Here is a 24879-nt window from a genome sequence, read left to right as displayed (position 1 = left end):
CGGACCGGGCCCGGTCAGCGGAAGCGCGAACTGCCCACCGGGCCGGAGGACCGGAGGCGGTCCCGGTCTCCTCGCAGCCATGTGCCGCGGACGGCCGAGACGAAGTCCGTGAGCCGTTCGACCGGATCCGCGGGCGTCTGCCCGTCGCCCTCGTCCGGCGTCGGGTCGGCGCCCACGATCTCCGCGGCGATCTCCGCCTCCGGCCGCTCGTCCGGCTCCCCGGGCTCCACGCCCCCGTCGGCGCTCTGCCGGAGGCCGGCTGCCCACGGGGCCACGGCCGACTGGTGGAGCAGCGTGACGCTGTCGGCCGTGACGGCCGGCGGGTCGGTCCAGCGGGAGGCGTGCTCGTGCAGCACCTGTCCCGGCGTCCGGTGCCGGAGCTGCTCCAGTACGCGCGGGCCCTCCTGCCCGTCGGCGGTCGCGCCGAGGTCGTGGGCGACGACGACGGTGTCCCGCCGGCCGGCCTCGTAGGGCTCGGCCGGCAGGTCCAGCACGTCGGCGGCGGCCAGGCCCAGGATCCTGCTCCCGCGGTCCGGCAGCAGCGACACCGAGCGCGGTCGTACGTCGGCGGCGGCGAGCACCGACCGCAGCCGCAGCAGACCGAGCAGACACTGGCCGTGGGTGTCCTGGACCCAGGCGTACCGGCCGGTCATCCCGGCGTCGTACCCGTACGGGGACAGCGTGCCGAGTACGGTGCCGCCCATCACGTACTGCCAGCCCCGCAGGTCCGCGTGGTCCAGCGGGCCGGCCCCGCCGGCGCTCGTGGCGCGCTCCAGGACGCGGTTCTGCCGGCCGTGCGCCTCCAGCCACATGGCGTCGTCGGGGGCGGGCAGCAGTGCGTGCTGACGTCGGGCCAGTCCCAGGTCACCGGCCAGGACGGCGTTGAGGACCAGCAGATGGCGGTCGGGCCAGTCGGCGAGGCCGTCCGCGTGCGCCAGCAGCGCGTCGGCGGCGTCGCGGTGCCGGCCCTCGTCCTCGTACGCCGACACCAGTTCCCGCAGCACCGCGGGGGAGTCCGGGGCCAGCCGCAACGCCTCGCGCAGGGCGGGGACCGCCAGGTAGGACACGCCGCGTTCCACGCACGCGTACCCGTAGTCGTACAGCGTGCGGGCCCGGCCGGGGCGCGCGGCCAGCGCCGCGGCCGCCTCACGGAGGTCGTCGAACCCGGCCGCCCGGGCGGCCCGCCCGACGACGAGGGCGACCTGATCGAGGGGAGCGGAGCCGGCCTGCCGCAGCCGGCGGAGCGCGCCGGGAACGTCGTCCGTGTCGAGACACTCCCAGGCCTCGGACAGGTCCGGGGAGGTGGGCCGGCGGTTTCTGCGCGAGAACATGCGCAGCATCCTCTCCGGCGCTCACGGCGGGCCTCAACCGTATTGTTCCGTGTCCCGGGCCGGGCCGGTGTGCCGGCCGCTTCAGCGGGGCGTGCCCGTGGGGAACTCCTCGCTGCCGAGCACGCGCAGCAGCTCCAGCCGCTCGCGGGCCTCGGCGTCCGCCGGTGTGAGCACCAGCAGTTGCTGTCCCTGATCGGGGGTGACCAGGGTCTCGCAGTCCATCAGCACGCGGCCCACCCGTGGATGCAGAAACGTTTTGCGGTCGGCCCGCCGGACCGCCACCTCGTGCTCCGCCCAGAGCCGGCAGAAGTGCGCGCTCGCGTCCCGCAACCGTTCGACGAGTCCGGTGACCGTGGAGTCGCCGGCCCGGCGCCCGGCGACCGCGCGCAGATCGGCCACGAGCTGACGGGCGTAGTACTCCTCCTCCTCGGCCGGGCCGACGGCGCGCGCGGCCGGTTCGGTGAACCAGCGATAGACGATGTAGCGGCGGTCGCCGGAGAAACCGGTGAGATCGCGCATCAGCAGAACGGACGCCCGGTTCTGCGCCAGCACTTCCCCCAGGTCGGACAGGACCAGGGCCGGCGTGTCGCCGAGCAGGTCGAGCATGCGTACCAGGCCCGCCCGGGCGAGCCTGGCCACTCCGTCGGCGGGCGGGGGCCGGTGACCGGCCAGATGGAACAGGTGGTCGCGCTCGTCGTCGGACAGGCGCAGCGCACGGGCCAGCGCGACGAGCAGCTGCGTCGACGGCTGGCTGCTGCGGCCCTGTTCGAGGCGTACGACGTAGTCCACCGACATGCCCGCCAGCATCGCGACCTCCTCCCGGCGCAGACCGGCGGTACGGCGTCGGGGGCCGTCGGTGATGCCGACGCCGGCCGGGCGGATCGCCTCACGGCGGCGGCGCAGGAAGTCGGCGAGTTCCTCACGTTGCATGACCTCATGGTCCCTCGCGGCGCACCCGCCGATCCAGGGAGCGGCTCTCCCATGATGAACGCTCCGCTCCCGGTGGCCACGGCACCGGCGCAAGGTGGGTGACGGACCGACCACGAGGGAGAACACGATGCAGACACGCATTCTGGGAAGCAAGGGTCCGGCCGTCTCCGCGCTGGGCCTGGGCGCGATGAGCATGTCGGGTGCCTACGGCGCGGCCGACCGCACGGAGAGCATCGCCACCGTGCACGCCGCGCTGGAGGCCGGCGTCACGCTGATCGACACGGGCGACTTCTACGGCATGGGCCACAACGAGCTGCTGCTCGCCGAGGCCCTGCGCGGACGCGACCGGGACAGCTACCGGCTGAGCGTCAAGTTCGGCATGCTGAGCGGCCCGACTCCGACCATGGGCGGGTACGACGGCCGTCCCGAGGCGGTGAAGAGTTTCCTCGCCTACTCGCTGACCCGGCTGGGCACCGACCACATCGACATCTACCGTCCCGCGCGGCTGGACCCGGCGGTACCGATCGAGGAGACGGTGGGCGCGATCAAGGAGCTGATCGACGCCGGGTACGTACGGCATCTCGGCCTCTCGGAAGTCGACGCGGCGACGATCCGCCGGGCGCACGCCGTGCACCCCGTCGCCGACCTGCAGATCGAGTACTCACTGATCTCACGCGCGGTCGAGGCGGACGTCCTGCCCACGCTGCGGGAGCTCGGCGTCGGACTGACCGCGTACGGTGTCCTCGGCCGCGGCCTCATCTCCGGCCACTGGTCCGCCGGCCGTGGCGCCGGCACGGGTGACCACCGGGCGCTCAGTCCCCGGTTCTCCGGCGGTAACGTGGAACACAACCTCGCCCTCGTGGAGGCCCTGCGCCGGGTCGCCGAGGCGAAGGGGTGCACCGTCGCCCAGCTGGCCATCGCCTGGGTCGCCGCACAGGGCGAGGACATCGTGCCGCTGGTCGGCCCCCGCACCCGCGAGCGGCTGACCGAGGCGCTGCCCGCGGTGGCCCTCGGCCTCACCGCGGACGACCTCGCGGAGATCGAGAAGGCGGTACCGCGGGGCGCGGCACGCGGCGACCGCTACCCGGCCGTGTTCATGGCCGGCCTCGGCGTGGGCAACTGAGCCCGGCTCTCCGGCGGGCCCCGGGCGGACGGCCGGCGCTCCCGCCGTCCGGAGCGAGGCTTCCGGCCCGCCGGGGCACGAGGCCGTCCGCGCGGCGCGGTATTCTTGGGAATATACCCCATAGGGGTATAGGTTGCTTCCGGTGGGCCGGCGCCGGCCCACCGGGACGCCGAACGGGGATGGAGGCCATGGACCACAGCACACGTCACACCGCCACCGGGCACGGCCACGCGTCGTGGGCGATGGCGGCGAAAGCGACGCTCCACTGCCTGACCGGGTGCGCCGTCGGCGAGATCCTCGGCATGGTCGTCGGCACGGCCCTGCTGTGGGGCGACGTACCGACCATGATCCTCGCGATCGCCCTCGCCTTCGTCTTCGGCTACTCCTTCACGCTCTTCGCGGTGGTGCGCGCGGGCTTGTCCTTGAGGGCCGCGGTCAAGGTGGCGCTGGCCGCCGACACGGTCTCCATCGCGGTGATGGAGCTGGTCGACAACGCGATCATCGCCCTGACACCGGGCGCGATGGACGCGCAGCTGTCGGACGGGCTGTTCTGGTCGGCGCTGATCGGCGGCTTCGCCGTGGCGTTCGTGGTCACCACACCGGTGAACAAGTGGATGATCGGCCGCGGCAAGGGCCACGCCGTCGCCCACGCCCACCACTGACCGCGGGATGCCCCGGACCCTGTCGTCGGATTCCCGCCCGCCCCGCGACGCCGTGCACGCCTTCTCGCCGCACCGGGCCCCGACCCGGGTACGACCGATACGAGGACCAGGGCCGGGCACGCCGGAGGCACGTACCCGACGCCGCAGGGCCCGCCCTCCGGGCGGACGGCGGGAATCCGACGGCAGGATCTATCGCTCGCGGTCCAGGACGCGGCGGGCCGCCTCGGCCTCCGCCGCCGGCGGGGACAACTCGTCGAGGGAGTCGAGCTCGGTGTCGGCCTCCAGCTCCCGCTCCCAGGCCGCCGCCAGCCGCTCCTGTTCCTCGCGCGGTCTGCCGCTGACGGCTTCCCGGTGGTGAGGGTCCAGGGCCGTGAGGAATCGTCCGACCGGGTCCGTGGGCATGCCGTGCTCCTTGTCGCTCGGGAGGGCCGCGCTACCGACCCAGGATGGCCAGCCGGCCCTGGGACGGCCGCCCGACACGGCCTGCGACCACCCTGATGGCCCCGCTCCGCCGACGGCGGCCCGCACGGGAAGCGGTCCGGATGACGACAGCCTCCGGTTGCCCGGCTCCCGGGTCACCGGTGGGCAGGGGGTGGAGCCGCTGCCCCGCGCCACGGCGGTGCCCGCCCCGGGACGAGGACCCCGGGACCCGTTGTCAGAGCCCTGCTCTACAGTTCCCGTCACTTGATCATTGCGGGTGCGGGAGGCACGCATGGGGTGGGTGTCGGCAGGCGGCTACGAAGTCGCCCTCGACGACGGCAAGGTGGTGTGCCGCAACGCGGCCGGACGGCGGCTGAAGTCCGTACCGCCCAAGATCGCCGACGATCCGGCGGTGGTGGGGCTGCGTCAGCTCACCGAGTGGCTGGAGCGGCACGAACGGCAGTGCCTGGCCGATGTGGAGCGGTGGATGGTGCGCTCGCTGCCGGTGCCGTTCGCGGTCCTGGCGCGGGTGTGGCCGGACCCCGCCTGGCAGGCCGCACTGCGCGACGTGGTGGTCACGGGCACGGACGGCGCGGTGGCCGGATTCCTGCGGGATGCCGACCCCGAGCGCGGACTCGGCCTGGTCGACCTCGACGGCGACACCGTCCGGCTCACCCCCGCCCTGGTCCGCTTGCCGCACCCCGTGCTCCTCGACGACCTGGAGGAGCTGCGGGAGTTCGCCGTCGAACTCGGCGTCGAACAGCGCGCCCAGCAGCTGTTCCGCGAGGTGTGGCAGCGGCCCGCGGCACTCGACGCCGAGGCTGCCTCCGTCGAGGACTACGCGGGCGGCGCCTTCAGGGAGCTGAGGTTCCTGCACGGCCGCGCGACCCAGCTGGGCTACCGCGTGCGCGGCGGCCACGCCGTGTGCTCCGTCGTGGAGGACGGCCGCGCCGTCGAGGCCCGGGTGTGGGTCGGCGACTACGACGGCTACGAGGAGACGGAGACCGGCCCCCTGGTCTTCACCGACCCGGCCGGCCGGGTGCTGAAACTGGGCCGGGTCGGGCCGGTGGCCTGGTCGGAGGGCATGCGCATGGCGGCCGCGCTGTACGCCGGGCGCGACATCGAGGACGAGGAGCGTGCGGCATGACGACGTACGACGGATTCACGTACGACGAGACCACCTCCGCCGCGTTGCTCGACGCCGGCGCCGTACTGCCCCCGGGCACCACGGACCGGGAGGACGCCGACGTCCTCACCGTCCGCACGTACACGCACACCGCGCTGGACGAGCGGAAGGTCGTGCGGCTGGTACCGGGCACGCTGGGCGAGGCGGAGGACCTCGCCCTGGACTTCCTCGGACTGGTCCGCGAGCCGGAGACCCGCGAGGTCGGGCAGGTGCGCCGGGAGACCCTCGGCTTCCCCGCGTGGGCGCTGGTCAACGACCCGGCGAACGGGCACCACGCGCTGGCGCTGGTCAAGGACGTCGAGCGGCTCGCCCGGCAGGCCAAGTCCCGCCCCGGCACCGCGAAGGAGGGCTTCGAGGCGCTCGGCGAGCGGCTCGGCCGGGCCGTGCCGCACTTCCTGCCCACCTTCCACGAACAGGCCGCCCGCGTCTTCCTCCAGCACGAGAACACCACCTACGCGGCGGCGTTCTTCGGCAAGGCCCGCGAGGCGGAGCGGGTGCACGCGCTGACCGTGGACGAGGAGCGGCAGCGGGCCGTGTTCCTGGAGTTCGCCTTCGCCGGGGCGCTGACGGTCAAGGCGCTCAAGGAGCATGTGAAGGCCCTCGCGGCGCGGCTCACCCCGGCCGAGGCCTGGGCCCAGTTCCGGCAGCTGACCGTGGAACGCTGCGCGGCCGGCATGCCGCCGTACGCCTCGCTGCCCCAGGACGCCCGCGCGCTGATCAAGGCCGCAGGACTGGACCGGGTCACCGAGGAGTGCGCCCTGGTCGCGGACCTGCTCGCGTCGCCCGCGGCGGTCCGGGCCCCCGCGTCCTTCTGGAACACCTACCGGGCCACGCTCGTCCTCCTCGCCGGGCAGCGGCCCGCCGTACGGGGCCGGCTGCTGGAGATCATGCCGGCCGGTCTCGGCCGCTCCACCGAGGACGACGAGTTCTGGCTGGCGCTGCTCGCCGAGACCGGCGCCGACCGGCTGCTCACGGGCGAGGACGGGGCGGCGGACGCGGTCGACGCGGCGGACTGGCTCAGCCGCTGGGCGCTGCACCGCAAGCACGGCGGCACGGTCAGCGGCCGCTCACCCGCCACCCTCGCGCTCGTGGAGCGCATGGCCCCGCGCCTGCGTGACCGTGGCCGCCCCGTCGACCTCTTCACCGGCCGCTGGCACGCCGGCGCCGACCTCGACCTGCTGGACCTGTGCGTGGCGCGGGACGTGCCGCTGGCCCCGCCCGGGACCGACACGGACGTCCACCTCGACCTCGGCCGGTGGCTGGGGGACACCCGGTCCGGGCGGCGCGACCTGACGGCCGTCGCGGCGGACCGGCACGGCCGCCGCATGCTCTACGACGCCGTCGGCAACTACCACCGCGGGCACACCGGCCGAGGGACGCTGGAGGGAATCGCCGGCCACCTGGTGCTCGCCGACGTGCTCCGCGAGTGGCTCGACGACGCCGTCGGCGAGCTGGACGGCGCGGCCGGTCTGGCGGCGGCCCGCGCGGCGTTCGAGCGGCTGAGCCCGTTCCGCGGGATCGCCGCACGGATCAGCCCGGGGGCCGTCGCCCGGGCCGCCGCACTCGACATCGCACCGCTGCTCGGCAACACCCTGCGCGCCGGCATCCCGGACGAGCTGGGCTGGCCCGCCCTCGACGAGGCGCTGCGCCGGCTCGACGCCGAGACCCGGCGCGACAGCGAGGACACCCTCGCCGTCCACGAGGCCTGGCCGGCCCTGATCCTCTCCCGCCGGCACAAGGCGATCGTCGTGGGACCGCAGGACGTCCTGCTGGAACACGATCTGCGGCTGCCGGTCGAACTGGACCGCTGGCAGCGGCCGTCGTTCCGCTACACGGACGGCGAACTGCTGGTGATGTGGCGGCAGGACAACAAACAGTACGGCTACTGGTCGGCCCGCCCGACCGAGGTGTTCCCGCTGGGCGGCGAGAAACTCCCGCACTGGTACGGCAGCGGCGACGTCGGCGAGACCTCGATCCCGCTGCCGGACGGCGGGCGCGTCACCGGCGGACGCGCCCTGCACGCGGGCGACACGGTCCTGCCGCCCGCGCGCCGCGTCCTCGGGGACGGCACCTCGTACTGGCGCCAGGGACGGCAGGGGCTGCAGCAGGTGTGGCTCGAGTACGACCCGGCCACCGGCACGCACGGACGTGCCTCGCTGCCCGCTTTCCTGCGGTCCGGCATCCGCGACGACGCCACCCTGCTCCAGCAGCACTGCGCGGTGCTGCCCCTGCAACCCGGCCTGGAGCACAGCCCGTTCGGCACGGACGGCACGGTCCTCGGCCGCTGGGTGCGCACCGAGGGCGACGGCGACGAGGCCCGCACCACCGTCGGCACGCCGGACGGCCGGACCGTCACCCTGCCGACGGCACACGGCCGGATACCGGGCGTTCCGGTCGGCGCCCTGCGGCTGCCCGGCGGCGTCGAGCCCGCCGTCGTCGCCCACCACCGTCAGATCGCCCTGTACACGACCGACGACACCACCGGTGTGCGGGAACTGGGCCGGCTGGCGCCGCTGCGGCGCGGCGGCGAGTTCGCCGCCGGTACACGACTCGTGCCGCCGGTCGACTTCTGGCACGCGCTGCGACCGCGCGACGAGAGCGCGTCGGGGATCCTGCGGGCGCTGAGCGACGAACAGGCCGAAGAACTGCTGCGCGCCGGGGCACAGGCACTGGCCGAGCGGCAGGCGAGGGTCGCGGCGGAGTCACCGGCCGGCTCTCCGCGGGCCGCCGGGCCGCGGAACCCCACGGGGGCCACCACCGACAAGCCCGCCGTCCCGACCGCCGACGAGGTGGTGCGGGAGGCCGTCTCCCGCACCCTGCCCGCCCTCACCGAGCCGCATCTGCTCACCGGTGTCGCCGCCCTCGTGCACGCGGTGCTGCGCCTGGCAGCGTCCGTCGCCACCTTCGTGACGCCCCCGGTCGAGCGGCCCAGGACCGAACGCAGGCGTGTCGAGGGCATGTTCGCCGACTACCGTCCCGAGGACGGCGACGAACAGACGTTGCGGGAGGCGACCTCCGGTCTCGCCGAACTGCACGGCTGGTGGGGCGGCGGACGGAGCTGGAGCACGCTGCGTCAGATCCGCGCCGTGAACCACGTCCTGTCCGGCAAGCCCGCCGACGGCAAACCCCTGCCCGCGTCGTCCCGGCTCGCCGGGGCCGCCGACGGGTGGCGCAGCGACGAGTTCACCGTCCCCGGTATCGGTGCGGTGTGGCCCTCCGTGCTCGACGTGCTGCGCCCGCTCGCCTACCGCGCCGCCTCACCCGCGCTGACGGAGACGCACCGCCGGGCACTGCTCCTGCTGTTCGAGGCGATCACGGAGGGACCCCTGGCCTCACCCGGGGGCGCACTGCGCGAGGTGACGCTGAGCGAGCCGCACGACAAGCAGGAGCGCGTCGGCCAGGTGCTGCGCCGGGAAGGCCGTACCGTCGTCGTCCTCGGCTGCCAGAACGCCGACCACCGCACCGGACGGGTCAACTGGCTCGCCCTGGACCACGATCCGGCCGGCGGCTTCGGCGCCGTCGCACACTTCACGCTGGAGCGGGAGACCGCGCACCCGCCGGTGTTCCCGGCCGACGCACTGGCCGCGGTGACCGGGCTCGTCCGGGACAAGGGCGCCGCGCCCTGGCAGCCGGAAGCACCCGCCGCCCTGGCCGCCGCCACACGGGACGGGCTGGGCCCGGTGCAGGCGGCACTGCTGCTCGCCGGGCGGCCGTCGCAGCTCACCGACGAGGTGATCGCCACCACCGGTCTGAAGCCGCGCCAGAAGCAGCTCGGGGACGCGCTGCTGGGCTCGCTGGAGCCCGGCGACCGCCTGGCGCTCATCGGCGCGCTCCTCCCCGGGAACCCCGGTGACCTGTGGACCGCCGGACCGGACACGGACGCGGCGGGCCGGGTGTGGGCCGAGCGCCTCGACGGGGTCGTCCGCCTGCCCGAGGACCTCGCCGGAGAACTCTCCCTGGCAGGGCTGCCCACCGGCTCGGCCAAGGAGGTGCTCAACCCGCACCGCACCCCCTGGATCAGCCGCACCACCGTGCAGCGGCCCGACAAGGACGGCACCCTCGTACCGGAGGACCCCCGGGCCCTGCCCGGCCGGTACCACCTGACCCGCGCCGTGGCCGCCCTGGCCGGGCTCGCCTACTCCCTGCCGTACGGACACCCCCTGCGCGCCGCCCTGCCCGACGGGCTCACCGCGCTGCGCCGCCGCGTCGCGGACCCCGGGCTGCTGCTCGACCTCGACCTGGAGCGGACCGAGAAGGGCACGTCGACCGCCGCCGAACTGCGCAAGGCGTACGGACTGCCCGCCACCGGCGGCGCCGACGCGCACGGACTGACACCCGTCGGCGAGGCGCTGGTGCTGCGCCCCTGGTACGGGGACCAGGAAGCCGTCCTGGTCCGCACGAGCGCGCTCAGCACGGTGGACGACCCCCTGTTCGGACTGATCGAAGGGCTCGTCGGACCCGGGCGGCGCGACGGCATGCACGCGTTGCGGACGATCCTGGGCGACGGACTCGCCCGCGCCCTCGCGGCCGGAACGGATCCGGAAGGACCCACCGGCTACGCCCAGGACCCGACCCTCAGCGTGCCCGGCCTGGTCGCCGAGGTCGCCGGGGCCCACGGCCTGGGCGAGGACGCGGCGGCGCTCTACCTGCAACTGCTGGCCCTGCCCGACCCGACGGACCGCAACCGCGCCCGCTGGACGGGCTGGAAGCCCGCCCGCACGAAGCAGGCCCGCACCGAACTGGCCGCCACCGGCCTGGTCGTCGAGGCGAAGCGGGCCCGCGCCGGACGCACCCTCTTCCTGCCGTGCGGCTGGCTCGACCTGAAGTCCCCCGCCCAGCCGGTGGAGGTCTGGAAGCAGGGTCTCTACCCGGTCCACGACCGCGCCGGCACGGTACCGCTGCTGCCGGTGCCCGAGCTGTTCACCCGCGCCTGGGACCGCGTCCGCGCCGGCGACGCACCCGCCTACGAGGAACTCACCACCCGCGCCACCCGCAAGGGCCGCCGCCGATGACCACCGTCCACCCGCACCCGGAAGAACCCGCGCCGATGACCACCACCCCGTCCCCCTCCCCGGCCCGCCAGATCGTCCCGCCCGAGGACCGGTACGCCACCGAACTCGCCTTCCTCGCCGCGTACGACGACGGGCCGCGCCCGCCCGCCTGGCGGCTCAGCCCGCGCGCGGTCGTCACGTTCGTCATGGGCAGCGGGGGCCGGGCCCTGAAGCTGCCCGACGGCGCCGAGGCGCCCGGCGGAGTCCCGCGGCGCCTGGTGATCGAGGACAAGTTCGTCGGCGACCGGGCACTGGTCGAGCGATGCGTGGTGACCCTCGCCGGCGAGCGCGGTCTGCTGCTCGTCGGCGAGCCCGGCACCGCCAAGTCGATGCTGTCGGAGCTGCTCTCCGCCGCCGTGTGCGGCACCAGCGGCCTGGTCGTGCAGGGCACCGCCGGCACCACCGAGGACCAGCTCAAGTACGGCTGGAACTACGCGCTGCTGCTGGCACAGGGCCCCACCCGCCAGGCGCTCGTACCGTCCCCCGTCCTGACCGCCATGTCCCGGGGCGCGATCGCCCGCGTCGAGGAGGTCACCCGCTGCCTGCCCGAAGTGCAGGACTCGCTGGTGTCGTTGCTCTCCGAGCGGCGGATCGCCGTGCCCGAACTGGCCGGCACCGAGGACGCGCTGGCGCACGCGGCACCCGGCTTCAACCTCATCGCCACCGCCAACCTCCGCGACAAGGGCGTCTCCGAGATGTCCGCGGCCCTCAAGCGCCGCTTCAACTTCGAGACCGTCGGCCCCATCGGCGACCTCGACGCGGAGACCGCGCTGGTGCGCGGCCAGGCGCGGGCGTCCGTGGAGCACGCCGGGGCGCCGTTCCAGGTCGACGACGCCGTGCTGGAGGCCCTGGTCACCGCGTTCCGGGACCTGCGCGAGGGCCGGTCGGCGGAGGGCTGGGAGGTGGAACGCCCGTCGACGGTGATGAGCACCGCCGAGGCCGTGTCCGTCGCCGGCGCGCTCGCCCTCGCGGCGGCCTACTTCCCGGGCGACCGCGACGTCCTCGGACTGCTGCCCGGGCATCTGCTCGGCGTGGTCCGCAAGGACGACCCCGCCGACGCCGCCCGGCTGCGCGGCTACTGGGACGGCCCCGTCCGGCGCCGTGCCGAGCAGGGCTCCGCCACCTGGCGCACCCTGTGGGACCTGCGTACGGTCCTGGAGGGCTGACGACCGTGTCCCTCTCCCACGGGGCCGCCCCGGCCGTCCCGCCCGACGAGGCGCTCGCCGCCCTCACCGGCCCGTCCGCGCCCTACCTCGTCGGCGTACGGCACCACGCGCCCTCCCTGGCCGCCGCCGTGCCGGCGCTGCTGGACGAGGCGAAGCCGGAGGTGCTGCTCGTCGAACTGCCCGCGGAGACGCAGCAGTGGCTGCCCTGGCTGGGGCACGAGGAGACGCGGGCCCCGGTGGCGCTCGCCGCCGCACCGGGCGAGGGCGGCGACGGGGGACCGGCGTTCTACCCGTTCGCCGACTTCTCGCCCGAACTGGCCGCCGTGCGCTGGGCCGTCCGGCACGGCGTACCGGTGGTCGCCTGCGACCTGCCGCTCGCCGACCGGGCCTGGGCCGGAGGACGCCGGGAAGCGGGGACACGGGCCGGCGGCCCCGGTCTCGCCACCGCGCTGCGGACCCGGCTGACGGGCCGCCCCGGGGAGGACCTCTGGGACCGGCTCGTCGAGGCGACCGCCCCCGGCTCCCCGCCCGAGGCCCTGCGCCGGGCCGCCCTGCTCACCGGGTGGGCCCTGCGTGAGGACGCGGTCGCCTCGGGCGGCGTACCGGAGCTTGACCTGCGGCGCGAACGCTGGATGCGGGCCCGGCTGGCCGAGGCCACCGCACAGGGCGAGCGGGCCGCCGTGGTGGTCGGCGCCTTCCATGCCCCGGCGCTGCTGCGACAGGACGCGGGGGAGGAGGAGGCGAGGGCCGCGGACGCCCGACGGCCCGTGTGGAACACCTCGTTGATCCCGTACACCTACGCCCTCCTCGACGAGCGGTCCGGCTACCCGGCGGGCATCCGGGACCCGGAGTGGCAGCACATGGTCCTGCGCGCGGCGGGCGACCCGGCCGCGCTGGAGGAGGCGCTGACCCGCACGGCCGTGCGCGTCTGCGCCGAACTGAGGAGCCTCGGCCACCCCTCGGGGCCGGCCGACGCCCGGGAGATCAGCCGGCTCGCCTCGGACCTCGCCCGGCTGCGGGGCCTGCCCGCGGCGGGCCGCGGCGAACTGGTCGAAGCGGTCCAGACGGTGCTCGCGCAGGGCGAGCCGTACGGGCGCGGCCGGGCCGTGGCACGGGCGATGGAGCGGGTACTCGTCGGCACGCGCACCGGGCGTCCCGCCCCGCGGGCACCGCGCAGCGGACTCGTCCCCGCGGTCGAGGCCGAACTGGCCCGGCTCGGCCTGCCCGGCCCGGAGGCGGGCGGCCCCGGCCCCGCGCGGGACCTGCGTCTTGATCCGCTGCGGTCCGACCTCGACCGGCGCCGTGAACTGCTGCTGCGCCGGCTGACGGTGTGCGGCGTGCCCTACGGGGAGGCCAGGGAGGTCGTCGGCGCGGGCGGCGCCGAGGCCCTCACCTCCCGCTGGGAAGTGCGCTGGACCCCCGCCACGGTGGCCGTGCTGACCGCGGCCGGCGTGCGCGGGGTCACCCCCGCGCAGGCCGCCGAAGGAGTCCTGCGCGAACGGCGGCGCCAGGAGTGCGACGAGGGCGGGCCGACCGCCGCTCAGGCCCTCGAAGGGCTCGAACGGGCGGCGCAGTGCGGCCTGACCGGGCTCGCGGACGAACGGCTCGGTGACGTCGCCGACGTCCTGCCCCAGGCCGGTACCCTGCCGGAACTCCTCACCGGGCTGGCCCTGCTCGACCGGTTGCGGGCCGGTCATGTCCCGGGGCTCCCCGCCGGGCCGGGCCGTGAGCCCCGTGCCGCCGCCGCGGAGCTGCTCACGGCGGCGGCGGTGCGGCAGGTCGAAGGACTGACCGGGTCCGAGGACCCCGCCGACGCCCACGCCCTGCTCGAGCTCTCCCATCGGGCCGACCTGCTGGGCGGCATCCGGCTCGCCGACGCCCTGGGCCGCCTGTCCGCCGACGGCTCCCCGCTGATGCGCGGCGCCGCCGGGGCCGTACGCGTCCTGCTCGGACACGAGGAAGCGCGGGTCTTCGGCGACCGCGTGGCCTCCTGGGTCGACGGGGCCACCGACCCCGACTCCCGTGCCGCCCTCACCGCCCGGCTCGGCGGACTGCTGACCGCCGCCGGCCCTCTGCTGGAGGCGGCGGCCCCCGCGCTGGAGCCGCTGCTCACCCGGGTGACCGAGCTGCCCGACCGGGCGTTCCTCGACCGGCTCCCCGCACTGCGCGGCGGCTTCGACACCCTGAGCCCCGCGGCCCGCGACCGCCTCCTCGCGGCCGTCGAGGAACGTCTGGGCAGCACCCACGTCGCCGACACGGACGACGTCGCCCCGGCCACGCTCGCCACCTGGACCGAAGCGGACTTCGCGGCCCGCGGGACCCTGCGGTCCCTCGGCCTGCTGCCCGCACCGGGCGGCGGCTCGTCGGAGAGCGCGCCGGAGCACTCGGAGAGCGGTGCCCCGACGACCGCCGAGGAGCATGTCCTCGCCCCCGTCGACCGCTGGCGCCTCCTCCTCGGCCGCCGCGCCGACCGACTGCCGCCGTCCGTGTCACCGCTCGCCACCGCGCTGGACGAGCTGTACGGCAGCGGACGCGGCGAAGGCAGCCGGGGGGACCTCACGGGCCGGGGGACCGGTGGTGGACGGGAGGCGCCGTATCCCGGGGTGCGGGAGTGGTCCGAGGAACTGGCCGCGCTGTTCGGGCCCGGCATCCGGGAGGAAGTGCTGGCAACCGCCGCCGCGTCGGGCCGCAGGGACGTCCTCGCCGAGCTGGACGCGGACAGCGTGCGGCCCTCGGTGGACCTGCTGCGCACCGTCCTGCGGCACGCGGGCGGACTGCCCGAGTCCCGGCTGGCCGCACTGCGCCCGCTGGTACGGCGGCTGGTCGACGCGCTGACCCGGCAACTGGCCACCCGCCTGCGCCCCGCCCTGCACGGCACCGCCCTGCCCCGCCCCAGCAGACGGCCCGGCGGCGGCCTGGACCTGGCCCGCACCCTGCGGGCCAACCTGGCGACCGCGCGCCGCACCCCGGACGGCACGGTCCGGGTGATCCCCGAGCACCCGGTGTTCCGCACCCGGGGACGCCGGGCCGCCGACTGGCGGCTCATCCTGGTCACGGACGTGTCGGGGTCCATGGAGGCGTCCACGGTGTGGGCCGCGCTGACCGCCTCCGTCCTGGCGGGGGTGCCGACCCTCTCCACCCACTTCCTGGCGTTCTCCACGGAGGTCATCGACCTCACCGGGCACGTGGACGACCCGCTGTCGCTGCTGCTGGAGGTCAGTGTGGGCGGCGGCACCCACATCGCCGCGGGACTGCGGCACGCGCGCGAGCTCGTCACCGTGCCGTCGCGCACCCTCGTCGTGGTCGTCAGCGACTTCGAGGAGGGCTACCCGCTCGGCGGTCTGCTCGCCGAGGTCCGCGCACTGGTATCGGCCGGCTGCCACGTCCTGGGCTGCGCGAGCCTCGACGACACGGGCCGGCCCCGCTACTCCACGGGGGTCGCCGGTCAGCTGGTCGCGGCCGGTATGCCCGTCGCCGCCCTCAGCCCGCTCGAACTCGCCCGCTGGGTAGGGGAGAAGATCACATGAGCCCGGACCTGCCTCCGGTCGTCCCGTCCGTCACCGCCGGACTCGTCGCGGCGCTCTCGCCCCGGCTCCGCAAGCGGCTGGACGCGGGCGTGACCAAGCTGCTGGCGCGTCCGGTCGTCCGGGAGGGCGACACCATACGGATCGCCGTCGACGACGAGACCGACGTCGTCCTGCGGGCGCCCGGCGGGACGGTGACCGCAGCGGACGCGATCCGCTGCGGATGTCTGCTGGCTCCCGACTGCCTGCACCGCGCGGCGGCGGCCTCGGCCGCACCGGTCGCCGAAGAGGGTCCGGCCCCCGCCGAGGCCACGGAAACGCGGGAGGAGAGGGAGCCGGCACCGACGGAACCCGACGCCGCCACCCCCGAACAACGCGCCGCGGCCCGAGCGGTGTTCGACGCGGCCGCGGCCGTCCTGGAGGCCGGCACGGACGGTGCCGGCGCCGTGCTCCAGGCGGAACTCCTGCACGCCGCGCACACCGCCCGCCTAGCCGGCCTCCCACGGGCCGGTGCCGCGGCGGTCTCCGTGGTGACCGGGGTGCGCGCGGCCCGCTCCGCCGACCCCGGGCACCGCCTCACCGACCTCGCCGGCGCGCTGGCCGGTGTGCTGGGCATCGCCCACCGCCTCCCGCACGCCACCGGCCCCGACCTGACCGAACTGCGCGGCACGGTCCGGCAGCCGTACCGCCCGGACGGCTCCCTGCGGCTGTACGGGCTCTTCTCCGAGCCCGTTCTCACCGCGACCGGATACGCGGGCGCGGTCACCTGGACCGCCGACGCCGACGGACGCCTCTGCACGGTGTCGGACGTGGCACCGGGCGGGCCCGCCCGGGCGACCGGAGCCGCCGACCGGGCCGTACGGATCGGTGACACCGCCCTGACCCATCGGGAACTGTCACGCGCGGGGCTCGCCGTGTCCGGGGCCACCGTCTCCCCGACGGGCCGTCTCGGCGCGGGGGCGGGGGTGCGGGCGGTCCGCGCGTCCGGCGCCGCCTGGCGCGCCGAGCCGCTGAACCGGTTGTGGGCGGTACCCGCCGCCGAGCAAGTGGCCCGGGCGCTGAACGGCGGGCAGGACCTGCTGTTCCTGGAGGTGACCCTCGCGGGCACGGCGCGGGAGGCGACGGGCGACTGTCTGCTGGCCGACTGCACGGGCCTGCCCCTGCGGCTGGCCACCGCCCACGACGATCCCGCGCTCCCGTACCGCGACAACCTCCGCCTGCTCGCCGCCGCCGGGGGCAGCCGACTGCGGATCGTCGCGCGTCTGGCACCGGGGCCGTATCCCCGCGCCCTGCTGCTCGCCACCGAGCACCCCACCGATCCCGGCACCCGGGTGGACCTCGGTCTGGACCGCCTCCAGCACGCGGACCTGCCCACCGGCGCGGTCGCACCACCCGCGCAGGTCATGCCCACCGGGGACGAGGCCCCGCTGCACCTGCTGCGCCGCCGGGTCCACCAGGCGGTGCCGGGAGGCCGCCGTGTCCTCGCCCTCGCCGGGGACCGGTCGGGCGACGGCACCCGGCTGCGCCGTCTCGGCCTCGCCACGGCGGGCGACCTCCTCGACGACCTCCACGCCGCCGCCGCGGACCGCACCCGCGACACCTTCGGCCGCCTGCTCCCGGCCGACACCGGCCACTTCGCCCGGGCCTGGCTCGCCGCCGCCGTCTACACCGACGCGGTCGAACGGGCACTGTGCGCGGCCGCCTGGGGAGCCGCCTCGGCCGAGGCGCGCGGTGCGTAGGCCGACCGGCGTGCTCCGTCAGCGCGGGGCGCCGGCGGCGTACTCCCGGAGGCGGTCCGCGGCCTGCGGGCCGAGGGCGTGGGCCGCGACGCCGCCGACGTGTTCCGCATCGCCGCCGGCGGCGGTCGGCGCCTCCTGGTTGTCCTCGAAAGAGCGTCCGGTGACGCAGTCCACGAGGGGAGACGCCGCCGGCAGCACGGGCGTCGCCGCGCCTCGGGCGGGCGTCCTGCGAGAGGGCTGCTCGACGATGTCGCCGTCGTCGTCCACCGCCCCCAGGGCCCGCATGGTGGCGTCGTCGGCATGGCGCTGCGGACGGGTGCTGATCCAGCCCGGGTCGAGCGCGCCGGCCACGGCTCCGAAAGCGCCCTCGGCTCCGCGTTCAAGCGGGTCACCGGCGTCTCGCCGTGTGCGTACCGCGACCGGCGCCGAAGCTTTTGAACGCGTTCAATTCTGAGGTAGTGTTGCCTCACACGGAGCGGGAGGGCCGGAATGAAGATCGTGATTCCCGGCGGGACCGGGCAGGTGGGTACCGTCCTCACGCGCGCGCTGACCGCGGTCGGGCACGAGGTGGTGGTGCTGACCAGACGGCCGGCGGGGCCCGGCGAGGTTCACTGGGACGGCATGACCGCGGGGCCGTGGACCGGGGTGATCGACGGCAGTGATGTCGTGATCAACCTGGCGGGCCGCAGTGTGAACTGCCGCTACACCCCCGCCCGTCTCCGGGCCATGATGGACTCCCGGGTGTTCTCCACCCGTGTCGTGGGCGAGGCGATCGGTGCCGCGGAGCACCCTCCGCGGGTCTGGCTCCAGATGAGCACCGCCACCGTCTACGCGCACCGCTTCGACGCGCCCAACGACGAGGACACCGGCGTGATCGGCGGGGCGGAGGCCACCGTGCCGGGCTACTGGTCCTACAGCGTCGACATCGCCAGGGCCTGGGAGCGGGAACAGGAACAGGCGGCCACTCCGCACACCCGCAAGGTGGCCCTGCGCACCGCCATGGTGATGAGTCCCGACCGGGGCGGCGTCTTCGACGTCCTGTCGTGGATGGCCCGCCTCGGGCTCGGCGGCCCGGTCGCGGGCGGCGCCCAGTACGTGTCGTGGATCCACGACCACGACTTCGTCCGCGCGGTCGAGTTCCTGGCCGACCGGGACGATCTCGCCGGCCCGGTGAACCTGGCCGCCCCCGAACCCCTTCCGCAGCGTGCGTTCATGAGCGCCCTGCGCGCCGCATGGCGTGTGCCGGTGGGCCTGCCCGCGGCGCGCTGGATGGCCGAAGTGGGGGCCTTCGTGCTGCGCTCGGACACGGAACTGCTGCTCAAGAGCCGGCGTGTCACCCCCGGCCGGCTGCTCGAGGCGGGCTTCGCCTTCGGGTACCCGGCATGGCCGGAGGCGGCCGGTGACCTGGCACGGCGCCGACGCGACGGGCGACGGGACACGAGCGGCCCGGCGCGCGCCTCGACACGCTGACCTGGGGGCCGGGCCACAGGCGGGGCACGCGGTGGACGGTCCGGGGACGGCGGTGGTCCCCCTCCACGACATCGGCGTGCACCACCGCATGTCCGCGCTCGCCGCCCGCCCGCGTCACGTCAAGGCGTCGGCGAACAGCGGGACCACCCTGCCGAGGGTGTATCCCACCGAGGCGTCCTTCTCCGACGCGATGACACAGGACGGCCGGCGCCCCTGCCGGCGTTCGTGCCGGACGTCGACGAGATCCGCCCGCACTGCCCGCAGTCCCTGAACAGCTCAGGACCGTGGACCGCCGGGGCGGGGGGCCGTCAGGCGGCCCGGTGGACGACGAGCTTGAACTCTGCCAGGACGATGTTCCGCGCCACGCCGTCGTCATGGGTGACCCGCACGGCGAGCGGGACGGCCGGGTCGACGAAGACTCCCCAGTGCTTCGTCCAGCACTGCATGCCGGGACTCGGCGGCCGGTGCTCCGTCGCCGTGGTGTCGTGGGGCGCCGGAGTGAGGCCGAGCGGATCCCGGACGAACTGGTCCCGCAGCTCGCCGTAATTCCCGGCCTCCCACTGGACCATCGCGTACAGGACGCCCCAGCCGGCCGTGCTGGGCCATATCAGCCCGGACCGGTCGTCCGAGTCCCAGTCCGTGACCACGTACCCGTCCGGCTGGTTCACCTGATGCATGGAGAACCGGTCGGTGGACTCCGCGGACCCGAACGGGAACCGTACGACCGTGTAGGGGCTGTCGGCCGGGACCGACTGCGGAGTGTCCCGTTTCAGGGAGCACACCTGCACTCCGGGCGGATCCGTCGCGTCGATGGACATGGTTCGAGTCTGCCCGTGCCCGGGCGGTTCGATGTGGCCCGGCCGTCCGGGCGTCAGGCCGTGTGGCCGTAGGCCGGGTACGTTCAGGTGACCCGCGCCGCCTCCCCGGCCGTAGGTGGCCTCGTCGACGGGCGCCACCGGGAGGCCGGTACGCAGCCGCTCGACCAGGTCGGGGTTGGCGATGAAGGCCCGGCCGAAGCTGATGAGGCCGGCCCCCGGCCCGAGCCGGTGGCCGGCTTCGCCCCGTCCCGTCTGCTTCGGCCCCATCGGCATCACGGGATTCATGACGAGGGCCCCGGCCAGGCCCGGCGCAGGATCTCCAACCGCTCGGCTTCGCTGCCGCTGCCCTCTCGCACCGGCTGCGCATGGTGACGGGTCCCGGACAGGGGCATCCCCGCCGGGCGCGGCTTGCCGCACCCCCTGATCCAGGCCACGCCCTGCCCGGTGTCCACCCCCGGCCCGTCGTCCCCCGAGGATCTGACGACCCCCTCCACCGTCCGTCTTCTCCACGACTGTTCCGACCCGTACGCGGTACGGATCGGTTCCCCGCACTCCACGACGGATACGGCCCCACGGCGCGGATCTTCGCGCGCAGTCTGCTGGAGGAGGGCAGCGCGTCGGGTCCGGCGAAGGTGACGTCACCGTCGTTCCGTGCGGTCCGGACACCCGGGAGAGGAGTTCACCGGCGTGCGGCGCGGTTGTGGCGGACGGAGGAGCAGAACGACGCGCTGATGAGCGCGACGCCGATGAGGCCGGTGACGATGTCGTTGACCTGGTACCGGATGCTGACGAGAAGGATGAGGGCGAGCGCGCCGATCGCGTAGTGGGCGCCGTGTTCGAGGTAGACGTAGTCGTCGAGGGTGCCCTGGCGGACCAGGTAGACCGTGAGGGACCTGACGTACATGGCGCCGATGCCCAGTCCCAGGGCCATCAGGACGATGTCGTTGGTGATGGCGAAGGCGCCGATGACGCCGTCGAAGGAGAAGGACGCGTCCAGGACCTCCAGGTAGAGAAAGGTGAAGAAGGCGGCTCTGCCCGCCAGGGCGACCGCCGGGCGCCCCGCCCCGGCGTCCTCGGACCGCCGCCCGGCGTGCTCCCGGGCTTCCGCGTCGGCCAGCCTGCTCTCGAAGAAGCCGGAGAGCCCGCCCACGATCAAGTAGGTGATCAGGCCCGCGATGCCCGAGACGAGAACCGTCTGGGCCTTGTCGGCATGACCGCCGCCGTGCTGGTGGGCATGGGCGGCGAACGTCATGGAGGTGACGAGGAGGACCCCGAGGGCGACGCAGACCGACAGCATGTCGATCCTGCCGAGCCTGGCCAGCGGCCGTTCGACCGGGCCGAGCCACTTGATCTCGCGGTCGTCGAGGACGAAGTCGAGGAAGATCATCAACAGGAACATCCCGCCGAACGCGGCGATCGACGGGTGCGCGTCGGTGACGAGTTCCTGGTAACGGTCCTTGTCGGTGAGCGCGAGCCGGACGGCCTGGGGCGGTGTGAGCCGGGCGCTGACGGCGACGATGACGACGGGGAAGAGCAGCCGCATGCCGAAGACGGCGATCAGGATGCCGATGGTGAGGAAGATCTTCTGCCAGAAGGCGTTGAGCTTCTTGAGGATGCCGGCGTTGATCACCGCGTTGTCGAAGGACAGCGACACTTCCAGAACGGCGAGGACGGCGACCAGTCCCAGCGCCGTCCAGCCGTCGTACAGCACTCCGGCGACCAGGCCGAGGCCCGTGACGGCGAAGGACCAGCGGAACGTCTTCAGCAGCACACGGCACTCCCTTCTCTCTCCTCGCGCTCGTCGCCGGACGACGGGCCCCGTTCCAGTGCCCCTCTCACGGATGTCTACTACGCCGGTGTCGCGAAGGACACGGACGACACCGCTCCGGGCGTCGTCCTTCGGTGACCGCTCGTCGCCCGGCCCGCCGTGGACCGGGCGCACGGGTGCGCCGTCGTGACGCTCACCGCGCGACGTCCAGGACGAGCTGCGACGGGATGAACACCCTCGAGTGACGCCCGGGGCGCCTGCGGTGTGACTGGCCACCGGAACGGGTGATCCCTGAACCGGGTGGGCCTACCTGCGACAACGCCTGGGAATGTCCGTGAGCAGCCGCCCGGCTGCGCTGCCCGGACGACCCGTTGCGTCGCCCCTCGGCCTTCCCGCGCAGCGGCCCTGTCCGCAACGCGCGGTCCACGCCGTCCCCGACGACCGGGCCGACGCCCGTGAACAGGACGCGGACCTCGTGGAGTGACCACGCCGTGCGGGAGTCAGCGGCGCCGACGGCGTACGAGGCGGCGGAACGCCTTCGGCCCGCCGGCCGGTGCGGGCAGTGTGCCCGCCACCGCGTCGGCCAGCAGGGAGCCGACGGTCTCGGCCGCGCAGGCGCGGTTGGCGCCGATGCCTCCCGAGGGCCCGCGCTTGATCCAGCCGACGACGTACGTGCCGGGCCTGCCGGTCACCCGGCCGCGCTCGTGCGGCACGGTACCGGTGGCCTCGTCGAACGGCAGCCCCGCCTGGGCCGCCCCGCGGTAGCCGACCGCCCTCAGCACCAGACCGGCGGGGATCTCCGGCTCGGAGGTGCCGCCGGTGACCCGCACGGCACGCGTGTCCTCGCCCCCGCACACCGCCACAGGGGAGGAGAGGAAGCGGAACACGATGCGCCGCCGTCCTGCCGTACCCGGCGGCAGGGACCAGTCGACGGCCTCCCGTGCCGTACCCCGCAGCACCGCCGCCTTGTCCCGCGGACCGGCGGCATCGATCGCCGCACCGATGCGCGGATCGTGGTCGTCGATGAGCAGGTCCACCCCGGGAAGGTGCTTCAGGGCGAGCAACTCGGGCCGGGTGTACGCCGCGTGCTCCGGTCCGCGGCGCCCGAGCAGTACGACCTCGCGCACCTTGCCGCGGCGCAGTTCCGCCAGCGCGTGGCCGGCGATCCCGGTGCCGGCCAGCGTCTCCGGGTCGGAGACCAGGATCCGGGCGACGTCGAGGGCGACGTTGCCGTTGCCGACCACGACGACCCGCTCGGACGACAGGTCGACGGCGTCCGCGGCGACCTCCGGATGTGCGTTGTACCAGGCGACGAAGGTGGTCGCGGAGACGACGCCCGGCCGGTCCTCGCCCGGAATGCCCAGCCGCCGGTCCGTGGCGGCGCCCACCGCGTAGATCACCGCGTCGTGGTGGGCGGCGAGTTCCTCCGCGGTGACGTGGGTGCCCACGTCGAGGTCCAGGTAGGTCCGCGCGCGCGGATGGGTGAGGAAACGGGCGAAGGTCTCGCCCACCTTCTTGGTGGCCGGGTGGTCCGGTGCCACGCCGTACCGGACGAGCCCGCCGGCGACCGGAAGCCGGTCGACGAGCGTCACCTCGGCCCGGGTGTGCAGCAGCAGGTCCTTGGCGGCGTACATGCCGGCCGGGCCGGTGCCGACGATCGCGACCCGCAGCGGCCCGAAGTCCGAGGGCAGCACCCGGTCGAAGGACGGCTCGCCCCAGGCGTGGAAGTTCGGGCCCGGACGCGCCGGTGTCCCCTCTTCCCCGGAGGGCTTCGTCCCGTCCTGCTCGAAGTAGGCCGCGTTGATCCGCGCGTACTCCCGCTGTCCGCCGGTCAGCCGGTCGAGCGGGAGGACGGCGTCCACCGGGCAGGCGTCGGCGCAGGCGCCGCAGTCGATGCAGCTCTTCGGGTCGATGTGCAGCATCTCCGTGCTGCCGAAGGCCCGTTCCTCGGGCGTGGGGTGAATGCAGTTGACCGGGCAGACGGACACACAGGTGGCGTCGTTGCAGCAGGTCTGGGTGATCGCGAAGGCCATGGTCGTCCACTCCGCCGAGGGCCGGGCAGGTGCAGGGGTGCGGGTCGTCAGATGAGGTGGGCGCGCTGGTAGAAGAAGAGCGCGGGCCGGGTGAGCAGCCCCACCGAGGCCAGGAACTCCATCAGGCCCGAACAGCTCGCCCGCATCATCGACTTGTGGTGCTCGTTGGCCTTCGCCTCGCGGAGGGCACGTGCCTCGTCCAGGCCGGCGTTCGCGTAGACCTTCCGGTTCACCATGCTGGTGACGATGACGTAGGCCGCGACGGCGATCAGCAGGGCGTGGATCCGGCGGCGCAGCCGTCCGGCACGCGCGAGGTGCTTGCGTGTCTCGTCGCGGGCGAACTTCATGTGCCGGGACTCCTCGACGACATGGATGTTGTTGATGGTGCGGACGAAGGGCACGACCCGCTCGTCGCGCATCCAGTCGCGCTGCATGACGTCGAGGACTTCCTCGGCGACCAGGATCGCCGCGTACGCGGCCTCGCCGAAGGCGACGGTCTTGAAGAACCGGCCGAGTTCGAGCGCGAACCGGTGCGGTCGGTAGGCCGGCGCCCCGAGCTTCTTCGCCCCGCGAGCGAACATGATCGAGTGCCGGCACTCGTCGGCGATCTCGGTGAGCGCCCACTGGACGGTGTCGTCCGTCGGGTCCTTGGCATAGATGTCCCGCAGCACCATCTGCTGCAGGATCATCTCGAACCAGATGCCGGTACTGGCGACGGACGCCGCCTCCTGGCGCGTCAGCGCCTTGCGCTGCGCGTCGGTCAGCTCGTCCCAGTACGCCGTCCCGTAGAGCGTGCTCCACTCCGGGCTGGCGCCGTGGAAGCTCGTGTCGAGCGGCGTGTCCCAGTCGACCTCGGTGAGCGGGTCGTAGGAGAGCCGAGCGGACGAGTCCAGCAGTCGCCGGGCTGTGCCGTCGTCGGAGGGCCGGTTCCCGGCGGCCTCCGACGAGGAGGTGTGGATGGCCATGCTGAGGGCTCCTCGAATCGAGTCCGGGCGCTATTACCACGGGTAACGATCCCGTCTTGCTGACGAACTGTATAGCAAGAGGAGCCGTGTTCCTACCCCCGAGTAGCGAAGGGCCGCCACGGAGGTACCGCTCGACACGGCCCGGCCCGCACCGGCCTGCGGTCAGGCGCGGCGGGAGCGGACCACGAGGGCCGTACCGCCGGCGACGGGCAGGGCCGCCGCGCCGCCGAGGACCGCGGCCCGGTCGGCCGCGCCCGTCGCGGCGAGGCCGGGACGCGCGTCGTGCGCCGCCGCGTTGGTGATGACGGCACCGCCGTAGGAGTGGCCGGCGAGGACGACCGGACCCTCGATCGTCTTCAGCCGGGCGGCGAGGTAGGCGGAATCGCCGGTGAGGCCGCGTAGTGGGTTCGCGGTGGCGACCACCGGATGGCCCTCCGCCCGCAGACTCCTGATGACCTCCTTCCCGCCCGAGTCGTCCGCCCAGGCGCCGTGCACCAGTACGACCGTCGGCTTGGCACCCTCGCCGGAGCTCCCGCCGTTCTCGGACGCCGGGGACGGGCCGGCGGCCGTCAGGGCCGCGGCGGGGACGAGGACGGCCAGAGGGAGTGACCGCCGGGCGGCGTGCCGTATTCGCTCCATGACCACACTTTCCGCGAGGGGAACGACTGCTGCGACGACACCGCACGCGGCCGA

The 24879-nt window shown here is 74.7% G+C and carries 18 protein-coding genes and 1 pseudogene; 8 read left to right on the top strand and 11 right to left on the bottom strand.

Translation table 11 applies throughout. From position 1 onward, the window contains the following. Positions 1-14: 14 nt before the first annotated feature. Together ACFXAE_RS13210 and ACFXAE_RS13205 are read right to left on the bottom strand one after the other, a co-directional pair. On the bottom strand, positions 15-1331 hold the full coding sequence (locus ACFXAE_RS13210; protein ID WP_384712575.1) for a hypothetical protein: 1317 nt from the start codon (positions 1329-1331) through the stop codon (positions 15-17). 81 nt (positions 1332-1412) lie between these two features. Beyond that, entirely contained in the window at positions 1413-2261 is an 849-nt protein-coding gene (locus ACFXAE_RS13205) for a helix-turn-helix transcriptional regulator (protein ID WP_384712572.1), read from the bottom strand. 127 nt (positions 2262-2388) lie between these two features. Here ACFXAE_RS13205 and ACFXAE_RS13200 point away from each other — a divergent pair, with 127 nt between their 5' ends. Together ACFXAE_RS13200 and ACFXAE_RS13195 are read left to right on the top strand one after the other, a co-directional pair. Then, entirely contained in the window at positions 2389-3384 is a 996-nt protein-coding gene (locus ACFXAE_RS13200; RefSeq protein ID WP_384712569.1) for an aldo/keto reductase, read from the top strand. 188 nt (positions 3385-3572) lie between these two features. Beyond that, positions 3573-4046: a DUF4396 domain-containing protein gene (locus ACFXAE_RS13195; protein ID WP_384712566.1), complete on the top strand. Its 474-nt coding sequence runs from the start codon at positions 3573-3575 to the stop codon at positions 4044-4046. 189 nt (positions 4047-4235) lie between these two features. Here ACFXAE_RS13195 and ACFXAE_RS13190 read toward each other — a convergent pair whose 3' ends face one another. Then, complete coding sequence (locus tag ACFXAE_RS13190) at positions 4236-4448, bottom strand: hypothetical protein (protein WP_384712563.1); 213 nt, start codon at positions 4446-4448, stop codon at positions 4236-4238. Between the two features lie 310 nt (positions 4449-4758). Here ACFXAE_RS13190 and ACFXAE_RS13185 point away from each other — a divergent pair, with 310 nt between their 5' ends. Genes ACFXAE_RS13185 through ACFXAE_RS13165 form a run of 5 tightly spaced genes read left to right on the top strand, consistent with a single transcriptional unit; the run spans position 4759 to position 17132 of the window. Further along, entirely contained in the window at positions 4759-5613 is an 855-nt protein-coding gene (locus ACFXAE_RS13185) for a DUF4132 domain-containing protein (protein WP_384712560.1), read from the top strand. Then, positions 5610-10664: a hypothetical protein gene (locus tag ACFXAE_RS13180; RefSeq protein WP_384712557.1), complete on the top strand. Its 5055-nt coding sequence runs from the start codon at positions 5610-5612 to the stop codon at positions 10662-10664. The genes ACFXAE_RS13185 and ACFXAE_RS13180 overlap by 4 nt, the downstream gene beginning before the upstream one ends. Before the next feature lie 35 nt (positions 10665-10699). Next, the gene (locus tag ACFXAE_RS13175) at positions 10700-11869 is read left to right on the top strand and encodes an AAA family ATPase (RefSeq protein WP_384712622.1); all 1170 of its coding nucleotides are present in this window, start codon (positions 10700-10702) and stop codon (positions 11867-11869) included. Between the two features lie 5 nt (positions 11870-11874). Further along, positions 11875-15396, top strand: coding sequence for a DUF5682 family protein (locus ACFXAE_RS13170; protein ID WP_384712555.1), 3522 nt, complete (start codon positions 11875-11877; stop codon positions 15394-15396). Continuing rightward, positions 15393-17132, top strand: a complete 1740-nt coding sequence (locus tag ACFXAE_RS13165; protein WP_384712552.1) for a hypothetical protein — start codon at positions 15393-15395, stop codon at positions 17130-17132. The genes ACFXAE_RS13170 and ACFXAE_RS13165 overlap by 4 nt, the downstream gene beginning before the upstream one ends. Before the next feature lie 18 nt (positions 17133-17150). Here the strand turns inward: ACFXAE_RS13165 and ACFXAE_RS13160 are convergent, their stop codons facing one another. Then, positions 17151-17483 (bottom strand): NADP-dependent oxidoreductase, encoded by a 333-nt coding sequence (locus tag ACFXAE_RS13160; RefSeq protein ID WP_384712549.1) that lies wholly within the window; start codon positions 17481-17483, stop codon positions 17151-17153. Between the two features lie 138 nt (positions 17484-17621). On the opposite strand from ACFXAE_RS13160, the gene ACFXAE_RS13155 reads away from it, so the two are divergent. Beyond that, on the top strand, positions 17622-18602 hold the full coding sequence (locus tag ACFXAE_RS13155) for a TIGR01777 family oxidoreductase (RefSeq protein WP_384712546.1): 981 nt from the start codon (positions 17622-17624) through the stop codon (positions 18600-18602). 114 nt (positions 18603-18716) lie between these two features. Here ACFXAE_RS13155 and ACFXAE_RS13150 read toward each other — a convergent pair whose 3' ends face one another. The 7 genes and pseudogenes from ACFXAE_RS13150 to ACFXAE_RS13120 form a co-directional block, all read right to left on the bottom strand. Continuing rightward, a complete protein-coding gene (locus ACFXAE_RS13150) occupies positions 18717-18857 on the bottom strand; it encodes a hypothetical protein (protein ID WP_384712543.1) in 141 nt (46 codons plus the stop codon). A gap of 53 nt (positions 18858-18910) precedes the next feature. After that, positions 18911-19420: a hypothetical protein gene (locus ACFXAE_RS13145; protein ID WP_384712540.1), complete on the bottom strand. Its 510-nt coding sequence runs from the start codon at positions 19418-19420 to the stop codon at positions 18911-18913. Between the two features lie 53 nt (positions 19421-19473). Next, positions 19474-19743 (bottom strand): annotated as a pseudogene (locus tag ACFXAE_RS13140) (alkene reductase); the annotation flags it as partial. Between the two features lie 356 nt (positions 19744-20099). Then, entirely contained in the window at positions 20100-21191 is a 1092-nt protein-coding gene (locus tag ACFXAE_RS13135; RefSeq protein WP_384712537.1) for a DUF475 domain-containing protein, read from the bottom strand. A 497-nt stretch (positions 21192-21688) separates the two neighbouring features. Beyond that, a complete protein-coding gene (locus ACFXAE_RS13130; protein WP_384712534.1) occupies positions 21689-23221 on the bottom strand; it encodes an FAD-dependent oxidoreductase in 1533 nt (510 codons plus the stop codon). A gap of 47 nt (positions 23222-23268) precedes the next feature. Continuing rightward, a complete protein-coding gene (locus ACFXAE_RS13125; RefSeq protein ID WP_384712531.1) occupies positions 23269-24186 on the bottom strand; it encodes a diiron oxygenase in 918 nt (305 codons plus the stop codon). Between the two features lie 162 nt (positions 24187-24348). After that, positions 24349-24825 carry an alpha/beta fold hydrolase gene (locus ACFXAE_RS13120; protein ID WP_384712528.1) on the bottom strand — a complete coding sequence of 159 codons (477 nt, stop codon included), beginning with the start codon at positions 24823-24825 and terminating at the stop codon, positions 24349-24351. Between the last annotated feature and the right edge of the window lie 54 nt (positions 24826-24879).

Origin of the sequence: Streptomyces sp. NPDC059454 (genome assembly GCF_042749965.1) — a bacterium.
In the GTDB taxonomy this organism is placed as follows: domain Bacteria; phylum Actinomycetota; class Actinomycetes; order Streptomycetales; family Streptomycetaceae; genus Streptomyces.
Note: the sequence above shows the minus strand (reverse complement) of the source record. Positions and strands in the feature narration are given on the sequence as shown.

Bases quoted from the DNA above. Each gene is read 5' to 3' on its own strand.
- ACFXAE_RS13155 (WP_384712546.1), top strand. From the start codon at position 17,622: ATGAAGATCGTGATTCCCGGCGGGACCGGGCAGGTGGGTACCGTCCTC.
- ACFXAE_RS13205 (WP_384712572.1), bottom strand. From the start codon at position 2,261: ATGCAACGTGAGGAACTCGCCGACTTCCTGCGCCGCCGCCGTGAGGCG.
- ACFXAE_RS13145 (WP_384712540.1), bottom strand. From the start codon at position 19,420: ATGTCCATCGACGCGACGGATCCGCCCGGAGTGCAGGTGTGCTCCCTG.
- ACFXAE_RS13195 (WP_384712566.1), top strand. From the start codon at position 3,573: ATGGACCACAGCACACGTCACACCGCCACCGGGCACGGCCACGCGTCG.
- ACFXAE_RS13125 (WP_384712531.1), bottom strand. From the start codon at position 24,186: ATGGCCATCCACACCTCCTCGTCGGAGGCCGCCGGGAACCGGCCCTCC.
- ACFXAE_RS13165 (WP_384712552.1), top strand. From the start codon at position 15,393: ATGAGCCCGGACCTGCCTCCGGTCGTCCCGTCCGTCACCGCCGGACTC.
- ACFXAE_RS13130 (WP_384712534.1), bottom strand. From the start codon at position 23,221: ATGGCCTTCGCGATCACCCAGACCTGCTGCAACGACGCCACCTGTGTG.
- ACFXAE_RS13185 (WP_384712560.1), top strand. From the start codon at position 4,759: ATGGGGTGGGTGTCGGCAGGCGGCTACGAAGTCGCCCTCGACGACGGC.
- ACFXAE_RS13210 (WP_384712575.1), bottom strand. From the start codon at position 1,331: ATGTTCTCGCGCAGAAACCGCCGGCCCACCTCCCCGGACCTGTCCGAG.
- ACFXAE_RS13180 (WP_384712557.1), top strand. From the start codon at position 5,610: ATGACGACGTACGACGGATTCACGTACGACGAGACCACCTCCGCCGCG.
- ACFXAE_RS13200 (WP_384712569.1), top strand. From the start codon at position 2,389: ATGCAGACACGCATTCTGGGAAGCAAGGGTCCGGCCGTCTCCGCGCTG.
- ACFXAE_RS13175 (WP_384712622.1), top strand. From the start codon at position 10,700: ATGACCACCACCCCGTCCCCCTCCCCGGCCCGCCAGATCGTCCCGCCC.
- ACFXAE_RS13190 (WP_384712563.1), bottom strand. From the start codon at position 4,448: ATGCCCACGGACCCGGTCGGACGATTCCTCACGGCCCTGGACCCTCAC.
- ACFXAE_RS13120 (WP_384712528.1), bottom strand. From the start codon at position 24,825: ATGGAGCGAATACGGCACGCCGCCCGGCGGTCACTCCCTCTGGCCGTC.